Source organism: Candidatus Solirubrobacter pratensis (assembly GCF_000425945.1).
Taxonomy (GTDB): Bacteria; Actinomycetota; Thermoleophilia; order Solirubrobacterales; family Solirubrobacteraceae; genus Solirubrobacter; species Solirubrobacter pratensis.
The window spans coordinates 465,516-478,634 of record NZ_AUEK01000006.1; the positions used below are offsets into that span (position 1 = coordinate 465,516).

The 13,119-nt window shown below is 71.7% G+C and carries 10 protein-coding genes; 8 read left to right on the plus strand and 2 right to left on the minus strand.

Going from position 1 to position 13,119, the window contains the following annotated elements:
• Positions 1–10: 10 nt before the first annotated feature.
• Together H958_RS42865 and H958_RS35330 are read left to right on the plus strand one after the other, a co-directional pair.
• Positions 11–1,246 carry an ABC transporter ATP-binding protein gene (locus H958_RS42865; RefSeq protein ID WP_051323876.1) on the plus strand — a complete coding sequence of 412 codons (1,236 nt, stop codon included), beginning with the start codon at positions 11–13 and terminating at the stop codon, positions 1,244–1,246.
• Positions 1,243–2,103, plus strand: a complete 861-nt coding sequence (locus H958_RS35330) for an ABC transporter permease (protein ID WP_051323877.1) — start codon at positions 1,243–1,245, stop codon at positions 2,101–2,103. Before H958_RS42865 ends, H958_RS35330 begins: the two co-directional genes overlap by 4 nt.
• On the opposite strand, the gene H958_RS35335 is transcribed toward H958_RS35330, so the two are convergent.
• Positions 2,100–2,993: a glycosyltransferase family 2 protein gene (locus tag H958_RS35335; RefSeq protein ID WP_051323878.1), complete on the minus strand. Its 894-nt coding sequence runs from the start codon at positions 2,991–2,993 to the stop codon at positions 2,100–2,102. The genes H958_RS35330 and H958_RS35335 overlap by 4 nt on opposite strands.
• A gap of 73 nt (positions 2,994–3,066) precedes the next feature.
• Between H958_RS35335 and H958_RS42870 the strand changes: the two genes are divergently transcribed.
• A complete protein-coding gene (locus H958_RS42870) occupies positions 3,067–5,103 on the plus strand; it encodes a glycosyltransferase (RefSeq protein ID WP_051323879.1) in 2,037 nt (678 codons plus the stop codon).
• Positions 5,100–6,866: a glycosyltransferase family 4 protein gene (locus H958_RS35345; protein ID WP_051323880.1), complete on the plus strand. Its 1,767-nt coding sequence runs from the start codon at positions 5,100–5,102 to the stop codon at positions 6,864–6,866. Before H958_RS42870 ends, H958_RS35345 begins: the two co-directional genes overlap by 4 nt.
• Positions 6,867–6,880: 14 nt before the next feature.
• On the opposite strand, the gene H958_RS0105990 is transcribed toward H958_RS35345, so the two are convergent.
• Positions 6,881–9,259, minus strand: a complete 2,379-nt coding sequence (locus H958_RS0105990) for a hypothetical protein (protein WP_156027729.1) — start codon at positions 9,257–9,259, stop codon at positions 6,881–6,883.
• Between the two features lie 109 nt (positions 9,260–9,368).
• On the opposite strand from H958_RS0105990, the gene H958_RS35350 reads away from it, so the two are divergent.
• From H958_RS35350 to H958_RS0106010, 4 genes are all read left to right on the plus strand, one after another.
• Entirely contained in the window at positions 9,369–10,121 is a 753-nt protein-coding gene (locus H958_RS35350) for a glycosyltransferase family 2 protein (RefSeq protein WP_051323881.1), read from the plus strand.
• Positions 10,121–10,540 carry a DUF2304 domain-containing protein gene (locus H958_RS35355; protein ID WP_051323882.1) on the plus strand — a complete coding sequence of 140 codons (420 nt, stop codon included), beginning with the start codon at positions 10,121–10,123 and terminating at the stop codon, positions 10,538–10,540. The genes H958_RS35350 and H958_RS35355 overlap by 1 nt, the downstream gene beginning before the upstream one ends.
• A gap of 1 nt (position 10,541) precedes the next feature.
• On the plus strand, positions 10,542–11,606 hold the full coding sequence (locus H958_RS35360; protein WP_051323883.1) for a glycosyltransferase family 2 protein: 1,065 nt from the start codon (positions 10,542–10,544) through the stop codon (positions 11,604–11,606).
• 98 nt (positions 11,607–11,704) lie between these two features.
• Entirely contained in the window at positions 11,705–13,117 is a 1,413-nt protein-coding gene (locus tag H958_RS0106010; protein ID WP_028057997.1) for a DUF2142 domain-containing protein, read from the plus strand.
• The last annotated feature ends 2 nt before the right edge of the window (positions 13,118–13,119 follow it).

The following is a 13,119-nucleotide window of genomic DNA, read 5'->3' on the forward strand; positions in this document are numbered from 1 at the left end:
CATGGACGCAATGAGCGCACCGGCGATCGTCGTCGACGGCGTGAGCAAGCACTTCCGCCGCCCGCACGAGCAGATGCATACGTTCAAGGAACGTGCGCTGCATCCGTTCCGTCGCCGGAGCCATGACGAGTTCGTCGCGGTCCGCGGTGCCAGCTTCACCGTCGAGCGCGGCGAGTTCTTCGGCATCGTCGGTCGCAACGGCTCCGGTAAGAGCACGCTGCTGAAGCTCATCGCCGGGATCTATAAGACTGACGGCGGCGAGATCTGGGTCAACGGCCGCATGTCGACCTTCATCGAGCTGGGCGTTGGTTTCAATCCCGACCTCGCGGCTCGCGACAACGTCATCCTCAACGGCATCATGCTGGGGCTGACGCCCGGCGAGGCGCGGGCGCGCTACGAGCGCGTGATCGACTTCGCCGAGCTGCGCGAGTTCGAGAACCTGAAGCTGAAGAACTACTCGTCAGGCATGCACGTGCGGCTGGCCTTCGCCGTGATGGTCCAGGTGGACGCGGACGTGCTGCTGGTCGATGAGGTCCTCGCGGTCGGGGACGCCTCGTTCCAGCAGAAGTGCTTCGACGAGTTCAACCGCCTGCGCGACGAAGGCAAGACGATCATCCTCGTCACGCACGACATGAGCGCCGTCCGGCGTTTCGCGCACCGTGCGATGCTGATGGAGCGCGGCGACGTGGTCACCGTGGGCGACCCGGAGCTCGTCGGCAATCAGTACCTGCAGATGAACTTCAACCGCGACACGGGCAGCGGGACGCCGGCGCCGACCTTGCGCTTCGGCAACGGGCGTGCGCAGATCACCGACATCTGGATCGAGGACGCCGGCGGGAACACGACGAACGCTATTCCGCATGGCGAGGAGATGACCGTTCGCGCGCTGATCGACTTCCGCGAGCGGATGGAGCACCCGACCGTCGGCCTGGCCGTCGAGACGCATGAGCAGGGCACGGCGTTCGCCACGAGCACGCTCTGGGCGGACGAGTACACCGGCGTCTTCGAGGCCGGCGAGAGCGCCACCTTGACCGTCCGCTTCCGGAACGTGCTCTCGCCAGGGCACTTCTATCTCTCTCCGTCGGTCTCGTCGCGCGGAGGGCTCGAACTGGCCGACCATCGGCCCAGGACGCTCCCGTTCTACTCCACCGGCACGCTGTCGACGGGTGGGTTCGTGGATCTCGACCACGAGCTGCGACTCGAGCACGGTGTGACGGCCCGTCCGGCCGCCGAGATCGCGTCGTGAGCACGGATATCGAGGCGATCGCCGCTTCCGGCGGCGAGCGCATCACCGGACCGGGGGCGCTCAGCGGCGGCTGGCGCCGGATGCTGCACCTCGCGTGGACGCTGGCGTACCTCGAGTTCCGCCTCAAGTTCTTCGGCTCTGCGCTCGGCTACATCTGGCAGCTCGCCCGTCCGCTGCTGCTCTTCGGTGTCTACTACATCGTCTTCACGCAGTTCGTCCAGCTGAGCGCGGGCGTCAAGTACCACCCGCAGCTGCTGCTGATGGGCATCATGCTCTACCAGTTCTGGGTCGAGGTCACGGCAGGCTCCGTGCGAGCGGTGCTCGACCGCGAGAACCTCGTGCGCAAGATCCACTTCCCGCGCATCGTGATCCCGGTCGCCGTCACGATGACGGGACTGCTGAACCTCGCAGTGAACCTCATCGCCGTGGTCGTCTTCATGATCATCGCCGGCGTGCCGTGGACCGTGCGGTTCCTGGAGTTCATCCCGCTCCTCGGCTTCCTCGTGGTTTTCGCGTTCGGCCTGGCGATGCTCCTGTCCGCGCTGTTCGTGCGCTACCGGGACATCCAGCCGATCTGGGAGGTGGTGACGATGGCAGCCTTCTACGCCACGCCGATCATCTACACGCTCGAGGTCGTCAAGATCGATTGGGCGCGGCAGCTGATCATGTTCAACCCGCTCGCCGTCGTGATCCAGCAGACACGCCACGCGCTCTTCGATCCGAGCGTGCCGAGCGCGAAGGACGCGATCGGCGGGGTCACGCATCTGCTGGTTCCGATAGCGATCGTCCTCGGCACGGCGGTCGTCGGCTTTTGGTACTTCAACCGCGCCGCCCCGCACGTCGCCGAAGAGCTCTAGACCCCGGGCCAGCGCGAGCGTGACCCGGCCGCCGCGGTGACGGCGCGTCCGGCGTGGTAGACGAGCGAGCGCCACGACTCGGCGCCGAATCCGCGCTCGCGGGCGTAGCGGCGGTCGGCGCGGACCTGGGCGCGCACGTGCCCCGCGAGCCGGCGCGGGTGCGCGTCCGCGACGTGGCCGAAGACCTCGCGCAGCGCGCGAAACTCGTCGTAGTGGCGGCGCATCTGCTCGAGCGCGCCGTAGCGGTGCGAGTGCAGGACGGCAGCCTCCGGCACGAAGGCCTTCGCGTACCCGGCCCGCAGTACGTCGAGTGCGAGCAGCTGGTCCTCCGCGTACGGCACGGCGCGGAACGGGACCTCGCGCCAGACCCCCTTGGCGAGCGCGCCGTCGGCGTCGGAGTGATAGGTCGCCAGGCCGGGGCGCGGCGGCTCGCCGGCGTCCGCCAGCCGGTAGACGCGCGGGCCGCCGGCCAGCGCGTCGAACATCTCCGTCAGCTCGCGCCGGACGGGGAGCGGAGCGTCGGGCCGCGGCAGGTACGGGCCGGTGACGAGCGCGACGTCGTCGGCCAGCTCGAAGCCGCCGAGCAGCGCCGCGAGCCAGCCGTCGTGCGCCGGCGTCGCGTCCTGGGTCAGGAACGCGACGTGCTCGCCGCGCGCCTCGGCGGCGAGCAGGTTGCGGGTGCCGCCGTGGGAGAACTCGCCGCGCGCGATGCGCAGGACGCGGGCGCCGGCGCGCTCGGCCGCCTCGGCGCTGCCGTCGGTCGAGCCGGAGTCGCAGACGAGCAGCTCGACATCGCGGTCGAGCCGCTGCGCGTTGACGGCGGCGAGCACCTCCAGCAGCAGCGGGCCGCCGTTGAGCACGGGGATCGCGACGGTCACGGCGGCGGCCACGGGCCGGGCAGGATAGATCGCCGGCCTCGCTAGAGTCTTGCGCTCGCCGGGGGCGGTCCGGCCTCTCGTCTCAATGCTGCCGACCGTTGCTTACGCACTTCGCCGCCTGCGCCGGCTGTTCGCCGGGCTACCGCGGCGCGCCTACCTGACCTACCGCTACCACGGCCCGCGCGAGTTCGCGTTTCGAGTTGTCACCTTCCCGCTGCGGCTGACGCCGGTCGGCGCGCGGCTCGGGCTCGCGGCGCGGATGTCCGACCCGTCGGCGCCGGCACGCCGCTGGTATCGCGAGAACGCCCGCCCGGTCGCCGTCGTGATTCCGACCTTCGGCGACCCGGCGGTGACCCGCAAGGCGGTCAAGAGCCTGCGGCGGACGACCAACCGCCACCGCGTCCGCATCATCGTCTCCGACGACGGCTCGGGGCCCGAGCATCTTCCCGGGCTCCGCGAGCTCGAGTCGCGCTTCGGCGTCGAACTGGTGCTCGGCGACGCGCAGCGCGGCTTCGCCGGCAACTGCAACCGCGGCATGGCCGCGGCGCGGCCCGAAGAGGACGTCGTGCTGCTCAACTCCGACGTGATCGCGCACGCCGGCTGGCTCGAGGTCCTCCAGCACACCGCCTACACGTGCGACGCGGGGGTCACCGGCGGTCAGCTGCTGTATCCGGACGGGACGATCCAGTTCGCCGGCATGGTCCGCAACCCGTATCACCCGGAGTGGTTCGACCACCGCTACCGCGGGCGCCAGGGCGACCTCGGCGAGGCCGCCGTGACGCAGGCGACGCTGGCCGTCACGGGCGCGTGCATGTACGTGACGCGGCACACGCTCGACGACCTCGGCCTGCTCGACGAGGGCTACGAGATGGCCTTCGAGGACGTCGACTACTGCCTACGCGCGTGGGAGCGCGGCCACCGCGTCCTCTACGCCCCGGCGGCGGTGCTCACGCACGCCGAGTCCAAGACGCGCGGGCTGATGCAGGGCCCCCGCGAGCTGCGCTCGCAGGCGCGCTTCTGGTCGCGCTGGGGTGACGTCTTCGACCGCCGCGAGGTGCGCACCGAGGACGGCGCGGTGAGGATCGTCTACGTGACGCTCGACACCGGCGTCGGTGGCGGCCACCGTGTGATCTTCACGCACCTCAACGGCCTCGCCGAGCGCGGGCACGACGTCGAGCTGTGGACGCTCGCCGCATCGGGCCCGGACTGGTTCGACCTGCAGGTGCCGGTGCGGACGTTCGAGGACCGCGAGGCGCTGATCGAGGCGCTGTCGCCGCTCGATGCGGTCAAGGTGGCCACGTGGTGGGAGACGGCGGACTGGGTCTTCGAGGCGTCGATCCTGCACGGCGTCCCGGTCTACTGGGTGCAGGACATCGAGACGTCCTACTACCGCCATCACACCGACCGCGCGCGCGTACTCGCGTCCTACCGGACGGAGTTCCGCTACTTCGCCGGCTCCGAGTGGATCCAGGATCAGCTTTCGCGCATGGTGCCGTCCGACGTCACGACCTTCACGCCCGGGATCGACGTCGAGCGCTTCCGCGAGCTGGAGGGCGTCGAGCGGCGCGAGGACGTGGTGCTCGCGCTCGGCCGCAGCAACCCGCTGAAGGACTTCCCCCTCACGCGCTCGACCTACGAGGCGCTGCCGGAGCCGGTCCCGGAGCTGTGGCTGTTCGGCATCGAGCCGGAGCTGGCGGAGGGGCTCGGCCCGCGCGCGAGCTACATCGAGCGGCCCACCGACGAGCGCGTCAACGAGCTCCTCAACGAGGCGACGATCCTGCTGCAGACCTCCAAGCACGAGGGCTTCTGCCTGCCCGTGCTCGAGGCGATGGCCGCCGGCGCCGCCGTCGTCTGCACCGACGCCCACGGCAACCGCGACTTCTGCGAGCACGGGGAGAACTGCCTGATGCCGCCGGACCGCTCGCCCGCGGCGCTGTCCTACGCCATCCACCAGCTGCTGGCCGATCCCGCGCTGCGCGAGCGGCTGGTCGCCAATGGCCGCGTCACCGCACGGGCCTACGCCTGGCCCGCCAAGCTCGACGAGCTCGACCGCCACTATCGCGCGCTTGCCGAGCAGGCCGCCAGCGGCACGCGCGAGCCGGTCCCGCAAGACCTCGCATGAGTCGCGCGCGCCGGATCGCCCTGCGCGCCTACCTCACCGCACGCCACCCCGGGACGGCCGCGTGGCTCGAACGCCGCCTGGCCGCACGAATGCCGAGCAGCGCGTGGGCGCAGCGGCGCGAGCGCGAGCGGCGCCGGCACGACCTCGCGGTCCAGGCGCGCGAGTGGTATCGGCGCTCGGCCCGGCCGGTCCTCGTCGCCGTCGTCGGGCCGGGCGCGGACGCGCGCGCCACCGCTCGGGCCGCCCGGCGCACCACGGCGGCGCCGGTCACCCGAACGGTCGTCGTGCCGGATCCGGCCGCGGCGCGCACCGCGCTGCGCCCCGGCGAGGACCTCGTGCTGCTGCGCGCCGGCGTACGGCCTCGAGCCGGCTGGTTGCCACCGCTGCAGCTCGCCGCACACCAAGCGAGCGGGAGCGTCGTCGGGCCGCGGCTGCTGGACGCCGACGGCACGCTCGCGTCGGCCGGCGTGGCGCTCACGCCGGACGGTCCCGAGCACCGCTGGGCCGGGCGCCCGGCTAGCTGGCCACCGGCAGCGCCGCTGCAGCCGGCGCTCGCGCTCGACGGCGCCTGCCTCTACGTGCGCGGCGACGCGGTCGCGGCGTTCGCAGGCGCGTTCGCCGGCACGCTCGACGACGCCGCCGAGGCGCTATGCGCGCAGGTCTGGGCCGGCGGCCGCCGGGTCCTGCTGGCGCCTGCGTCGTCGGTCGTCGCCCGGCCGGCGCCGCCGCGCGCGAAGCCGACCGAGCCGCGCGGCACTCAGAAGATCGTCTATGTGACCCAGGACACCGGCATCGGTGGCGGGCACCGCGTCATCTACACGCACCTCAACGGCCTCGCGGCGCGCGGGCACGACGTCGAGCTGTGGACGCTCGCCCCGTCGGGGCCGGACTGGTTCGCGCTGGACGCGACCGTCCGCCGCTTCTCCGACTACCCGACGCTTGCGGCGGCGCTCGCGCCGCTGGACGCGATCAAGGTCGCGACCTGGTGGGAGACCGCCCCCTGGGTCTGGGAGGCGTCGCGCACTGCCGGCGTGGCCGTCTACTGGGTGCAGGACATCGAGACGTCGTACTACCCGAACGACGTCGCCGCGCATGCCGACGTGCTCGCCTCCTACCGCCCGGAGTTCCACTTCTTCGCCGGCTGCGAGTGGATCGCCGGTCAGCTGCGCGAGCTCGGCATCCGCGACGTGACGGCGTTCACGCCGGGCCTCGACGAGCGCGCGATCCGGCCGCTGGAGGGCATCGAGCGGCGCGCAGACGTCGTGCTCGCGCTCGGTCGCAGCAACCCGCTGAAGGACTTCCCGCTCACGCTCGCCACGTACCAGGCGCTCGGCGACCTCGCTCCCGAGCTGTGGCTGTTCGGCATCGAGCCACAGCTCGTCGATGGCCTCGGCCCGCGCGCCCGCTACATCGAGCGCCCCAGCGACGAGGAGGTCAACCGGCTCCTCAACGAGGCGACGATCCTGCTGCAGACCTCCAAGCACGAGGGCTTCTGCCTGCCCGTGCTCGAGGCCATGGCCGCGGGCGCCGCCGTGGTCTGCACCGACGCCCACGGCAACCGGGACTTCTGCGTCCACGGCGAGAACTGCCTCATGCCCGCCGACCGCTCGCCCGCCGCGCTGGCATCCGCCATCCACCAGCTGCTCGCCGACCCCGCCATGCGCGAGCGCCTCAGCGCCAACGGCCGCGCCACCGCCGCCGCATACGCCTGGCCCGCCAAGCTCGACGAGCTCGACCGGCGCTACCGCGAGATCGCAGGCTAGACGCCCGCGGCGGGCTACTGGACGCGCTCGATCCAGTCCCACGCCCGTCCGCACAGACGGCGCGCGTCGTGGGCATCGACGGTGACCAACCGGGGTTCGGCCGGCACAGGTTGAAAGACGAGGCGCCCGATGATGCCGGGGTTCCCGTCGCCCGGCGCCAGGCCGCCGCCCGGTCGGCGCAGGACGACGGTGTGCCGGCCGGGCGTCAAGGTGACCGTACCCGCCGGGAGGAATTGGCCGGGCGTATTGACGCCGCTCGCCCTTCCGACGACGCGGCCGTCGACCGAGACCGTGAGCGGCCGCTCTGCGCTCCCCCGGATCCAGGCCTCGTAGCGCCCACCGGAGAAGGGCAGCTCCGCTCGGATCAACCCCTCGCTGCCCGGGATCAGCGCGTCCGGAACCGGAGCCCTGCCCCAGCCGCGCGGCGTGTAGCGCGGGGACGGCACGTCGAGCGTCGGCGCCGCCGGCGCCATGGCGGCGACCAGCCGCTGGCGGCCCCGCGTCCGCCGCGCTATCGCGGTCACGGCCTCGCAGCTCGGGCGGCCTCCGAGCGCGCCTGCGGAGCCGAGGGGAAGGTGCTCGAGCACCGCCGGCCGTCGCGGATCCCGCCGCCACAGCTCGTAGTAGGCGTTCTCGTAGATCTTGCTGAAGTTCAGGGGCGGGCGGGACGCCACCGGGGAACGCCTGACGACGAGTCCGCCGAAGTGCTCGAGGTAGCCCAGGGTGACTTCATCGACATCGAAGCTGCGGTTGAAGATCGCCCCAGGAGAGCGCAGTTGCGGATAGGTGACGTATCCCTCGGGCCCCACGTCGAGGTCGATGTCGCGTCCGATGAACTTCGCGTACTCCTCCCATTCCGACAGCATCCAGGTTCCGGAGCCCGTGTGATGGAGGGCGTCGTCGAGCGCCTCGAGCCTCCCCGTTGGAGCGATCTGGGTGTAGTGGTAGGCCATCGCGTCCGTGCCGAGCACCCCGGCGGCCAGCACCGCCGCCGCCACCCACCCCGCAGGCCGGAAGCGCCGGATCAGCCACCAGGCGCCGACGGCGGCGGTGAACACCGCCATCGGCGACAGGATCACCAGCATCTTGGCCTGCCCGTACGGAGACAGCAGCGACGCGGTGGCGAGCGCGACCGCGAGCGTCGGCACCAGCGCGAGCGTGGCGCCCCAGCGCCGGGAGTGGACCTCGCTCGCGATCCCCGTGATGATGAGCGCGGCGGCGACGATAAGCAGCACGACCGTCAGCGTCTTCAGCGGGCCGGGCTCCAGCGGATAGCGATAGTCGTCGCGAAGCCAGATGCCGAGCGACTGGGTGAGCGGGAGAGGCCGGAGGAGCTGGCCGAGCACGGACGGCGAGTTGGTGGTCCCGCTGCCGTACTGGTCGCCGGCAGCTTGGCCGAAGACGATCGTCTCCTTGAGGAACGGCGCCATGGCCACGAGCAGCACGCAGCCTCCTACGAGCGCCGCCCGGGCGATCGTGCGGGTGTCAGGGCGCCGCTCGCCTGCGAACGACGTGATCAGCAACACGAGCGCGAGCGCGGCCGCGTACCCCGCCGCGACGGCCGAGATGATCGCGATCGCCGCTGCGAGCGAGATCGCGATAAGCGAGACGGTCCCAGCGTGCAGGCGGGCGTCGAGCGCGACCCGGGCGAGTCCGGCCGCGGTGGCGATGCACGCCACGACGGCGATCTCCTTAAACGCCCCCTGGAGCCCGTAGTTGTAAGTAAGGCCAGCACCCAGGGCGAGAACCGCGGCCCCGACGGCCGCCCACGCCGGCAGCTTGCATGCGCGCCCGAGCTCGGTGAAGGCCATCGCGGCGGTCCCAGCGAGGAAGGCGATGTACGGCTGGTAGGCGGCGGGCAGCGTCACCGGAACCAGCCAGTCGAACGTCGCGAGCAGGCTATGGACGCCCAGCGGATACGACACGCCCAAGGTCCCCTTGATCACCGCATGCGCCGTCGACAGCGGCCCACTCACCGCGCTGTCGCCGGAGTGCGCGATGTGGTCGGTCATCAGCATGTTGACCGACGGGTCGTTGACGAAGTTGTACCCCGTCCACGTCCAGTGGCCGGTGAGCAGCACCGGCGCGAGGTAGAGCAGGTAGACCAACAGCGCGGCGAGCGCGGCGGGGGTGGTGACCGGGCGAAGTGGGTTCGCGCGGGCGGCGATGTAGCCCGCCGCCGTCACGACCACGAAGAGCAGGGCCGGCGCGGGGGCGCCCGCTCCCAGGAGGTAGAACGGAAGCCCGAGCAGGACGAGCACGCACGTTCCGACAGGGACGATCAGACCATTGGGAAGATGGGCTCCGCTGACGGTCTCGGCAAGCAAGCCAGTCCCGCCGGCTCCTACGAGCAGGGCGAACGGAAGCAGCACCCATGCGGCGAACGTCGCCATGCGGCGGACCACGTTAGCCGAGGGTCGGGCCGGCTCCGGGAACCGCGACGCTAGCCTACGGCGGGACCTGCACCGCAACTTCCGCGGGTCATCTTCGTCTGCTTTCACGATGAACCGGCATCTCGCCATCGTTCCCGCCTACAACGAGGCCGGCGCTATCGCCGCCACGATCGCCGACGTCCTGGCGCACACCGACTTCGACGTGCTAGTGGTCGACGACGGCTCGACGGACGGCACCGCCGCGGCTGCCGCGGCCGCCGGCGCCACGGTGCTGTCGCATCCGTTCAACCTCGGCATCGGGGGAGCGGTCCAGTCCGGGTACCTCTACGCCCTCCAGCACGGCTATGACGTCGCGGTCCAGGTCGACGGCGACGGGCAGCACGACGCGCGCCACATCCCTGAGCTGCTCGCGCACCTCGAGGACACACGCGGACTGAACATGGTCACGGGCTCGCGGTTCATCGAGCGCGTCGACGGCGCGTATCGCTCCTCGGCCTCGCGCCGCCTCGGCATCCGCGTGTTCGCGACGATCCTCTCGCGCGTGACCGGCCGGCGGATCACCGATCCGACGTCGGGCTTCCGGATGGTCGACCGGCGCGGCATCGAGCTGTTCGCCCGCGACTATCCGCACGACTACCCCGAGGTCGAGGCGGTTCTGCTGCTGCACTTCCACAAGCTCGACGGCGCGGAGCTGCCGGTTCGCATGCGCGAGCGCCGGAGCGGCATCTCGTCCATCAACGCGCAGCGCTCGATCTACTACATGATCAAGGTGCTGCTGGCGATCTTCGTCGGGCTCCTGCGCGCGCGGCCGGCGGTCGAAGCGGGTGATCGCGCACCGGTGACGGCGGAGTCGACGATCTGATGGAGACGCGGATCCAGATCGTCGCGATCCTGGTCACGGCCGGGTTGTTCGTCACCGTCTTCGAGCTGGTGCGCCGCCGCGCGCTGATGGAGCGCTACGCCCTCCTGTGGCTGTTCGCGTCGGCACTCCTGCTCGGGCTCGCGGTCTGGCGCAACCTGCTGGAGAGGATCGCGTCGGCGGTCGGAATCTTCTACGCGCCGTCCGCGCTGTTCGTGATCGCGTTCGGCTTCGTGCTGGTCATGCTGCTGCACTTCTCGCTCTCGACGTCGCGGCTCGCTGAGCAGAACAAGGTGCTCGCCCAGCGGCTCGGCCTGCTGCAGCAGCGGGTCGAGGAGCTGCTCGCCGCGAACGAGGAGCCCGGCGTGGACCCGCGCGAGGAGAAGGACGCCCCCGAGCGGGCGAAGATTGCGGCACCCTGAGATGGCGTCGGCCGCGCTCGCGATCGTCATCGTGACCTATGACAGCGCGGGGCACATCGGTGCGACGCTCGATGCCCTGCGCCCGCAGCTTGAGCCGGGCGACGAGCTGTGCGTCGTGGACTGCGCGTCGCCGGCGGGACCGCCGACGGCCGAGGTCGCGCGCCATGCACCCACCGCCCGGCTGATCGCGCTGGCCGAGAACGCGGGCTTCGCGGGCGGCGCGAACGTCGGCGCGGCAACGACGACCGCGCCGCTGATCCTGCTGCTGAACCCGGACTGCGTCGCGCAGCCGGGGGCCCTCGCGGCGCTGCGCGCGTCCGCCGAGGCGCAGCCGCGCTGGGGCTGCTGGCAGGCGCTCGTGACGCTCCCCGGAGGCGGCGAGATCAATACCTCCGGCGGCATCACCCACTGGCTCGGCTTCGGCTGGACAGGCGAGTACGGCGCCGCCGTCCCCCCGGCGGGCGCGGCGCTTCGCGAGGTGTCGTTCGCGTCCGGCGCCGCGTGCGTCGTGCGGCGCGAGGCGTGGGACGCCGTCGGCGGCTTCGACCCGGACTACTTCATGTACGCCGAGGACGTGGACCTGTCGTTCCGGCTGCGGCTGGCCGGGTGGGGCGTCGGCGTGGTCCTGGACGCGCGCGTCGAGCACGACTACGGGTTCACCAAGGGCGATTACAAGTGGTTCCTGCTCGAGCGCAATCGCTGGTGGACCGTCCTTGCGACGTATCCCTCGGCGCTGCTGTGGCCGCTCCTCCCGGCGCTCCTGGGAACCGAGCTGGTGGTGCTCGTCGTGGCGGCGCGCAGCGGCTGGCTGCCGGCGAAGCTTCGCGCGCAGGCCGCGGTGCTCCGGAGCCTGCCGCGCGCGCTCGCGCGCCGGCGCCGTGTCCAGGCGACCCGCCGCATACCGGCGAGTGCGTTCGCCGGGTACCTGAGCGCCCGCCTCGACTCGCCGTTCCTCGACGCAGCGGCGGCTGGACGCCTTCCGCAGACGTTGCAGGCCGCCTATTGGCGTGTCGTCGTGCGCTGGGCGGAGCGGTCGCCTAATAGCCTGGCTCGCCGATCCGCATGACCGCATCACCGACCGGAACCACGGTCGGCCGGCCGGCGTCCGCGCCTTCGGCGACCGCTACGAGCCGGCGACCACGTCTGACGCCGCTCGCCGCCGTGATGATCGCCGCGCTGCTGCTGGGCCTGACGTGGGTGTTGGTCACCCCGGCCTTCCAGGCGCCCGACGAGAACGCCCACTTCGGGTACGTGCAGTCGCTCGTCGAGAGCGGCGACCTGCCGGGCGACGTCGCCAAGCCGCCGTACTCGAGCGAGCAGGAGGCCGCGATGACGGTCTCGAACTCGAACCAGACCGCCGCCGTCCTGGCCACGAAGATGGAATGGAGCCGGCGGACCTGGGAGCGGTGGCTCGACCGCGGCGACCCGTCGTTCGGGCACGCCGGGCGCGCCGATACCGGCGGACCGAACCCGGCGGCGTTCAACCCTCCGCTCTACTACGTCTACGACAGCCTCGCCTACCGCGCCACGTCGAGCGGCAACCTGTTCTCCCGGCTGACGGCGATGCGCATGCTCTCCGTGCTGTGGCTGCTCGTCACCGTCGCGGCGGCGTGGCTGCTGGCGGGCGAGATCTTCAACCGGGACAAGCTGCTCGGGCTCGCCGCGGCGGGACTCGCCGCGTTCGCGCCGATGGTCTCGTTCGTATCTGCGTCGGTCTCGCCGGACGCGATGCTGCTCGCGACGTGGACCGTCGCGCTGTGGCTCGGGGTGCGGATCCTGCGGCGCGGGATCACGGCGGCCAACGCGGCCGTGTTCTTCGCCGTGGTGGGCGCGGCCACGATCGTGAAGGCGACCAGCTTCGCGCTGCTGCCCGGTGCGCTGCTGGTGCTCGCCATCGGCCTCCACCGCCGCCGGCCTCTCCCGCTCCAGCGTGCGGCGCGCCTGGCCGGAGCCGCCGCCGGCGCGCTCGTCGTCACCGCCGGCGCGTGGTTCGCCGTCGCGCACGCGCTCTCACGCCCTGCGGCGGCGCAGGTCAGCAGCGCGTCGACGACGGCCGGCACGAGCATCCGCGAGCTGTTCTCGTACGTGTGGCAGTACTACCTGCCGCGGATCCCGGGCCAGAACGACTTCCCGACGGCGGCGCACACGCTGCCCGCCTACGACATCTGGTTCAAGGGCGTCTGGGCCTCGTTCGGCTGGACCGAGGTGGTCTTCCGCAACCGCGTCTACATCGTGCTGCTCGCGTTGACGCTCGTCGTGATCGTCGCCGCGTCGTCGGAGCTGTGGCGGACCCGCACGACCGCCGACCGGGCAATCGGCGCGTTCCTCGCGCTCGTGACGCTGTCGCTGCTCGCCGGCCTGCACTGGAGCGACTACCGCATCATCAAGGGCGGCGGGTCGTTCAACCAGGGGCGTTACCTGCTGCCGCTGATCGGGGTCGCCGGGCTCGTGCTCGCGCTCGCCGTCCGGAGGCTCGCTCCGGCACGGCGGCCGCTCGCCGTGGCGGGCGTCTTCGGCGGTCTGATGCTGCTCCAGGTGCTCTCGATCGCGCTGATGGTCCAGAGATACTATGCGTAGGC

Bases quoted from the DNA above. Each gene is read 5' to 3' on its own strand.
- H958_RS35345 (WP_051323880.1), top strand. From the start codon at position 5,100: ATGAGTCGCGCGCGCCGGATCGCCCTGCGCGCCTACCTCACCGCACGC.
- H958_RS35360 (WP_051323883.1), top strand. From the start codon at position 10,542: ATGGCGTCGGCCGCGCTCGCGATCGTCATCGTGACCTATGACAGCGCG.
- H958_RS42865 (WP_051323876.1), top strand. From the start codon at position 11: ATGAGCGCACCGGCGATCGTCGTCGACGGCGTGAGCAAGCACTTCCGC.
- H958_RS35350 (WP_051323881.1), top strand. From the start codon at position 9,369: ATGAACCGGCATCTCGCCATCGTTCCCGCCTACAACGAGGCCGGCGCT.
- H958_RS0106010 (WP_028057997.1), top strand. From the start codon at position 11,705: ATGATCGCCGCGCTGCTGCTGGGCCTGACGTGGGTGTTGGTCACCCCG.
- H958_RS0105990 (WP_156027729.1), bottom strand. From the start codon at position 9,259: ATGGCGACGTTCGCCGCATGGGTGCTGCTTCCGTTCGCCCTGCTCGTA.
- H958_RS42870 (WP_051323879.1), top strand. From the start codon at position 3,067: ATGCTGCCGACCGTTGCTTACGCACTTCGCCGCCTGCGCCGGCTGTTC.
- H958_RS35355 (WP_051323882.1), top strand. From the start codon at position 10,121: ATGGAGACGCGGATCCAGATCGTCGCGATCCTGGTCACGGCCGGGTTG.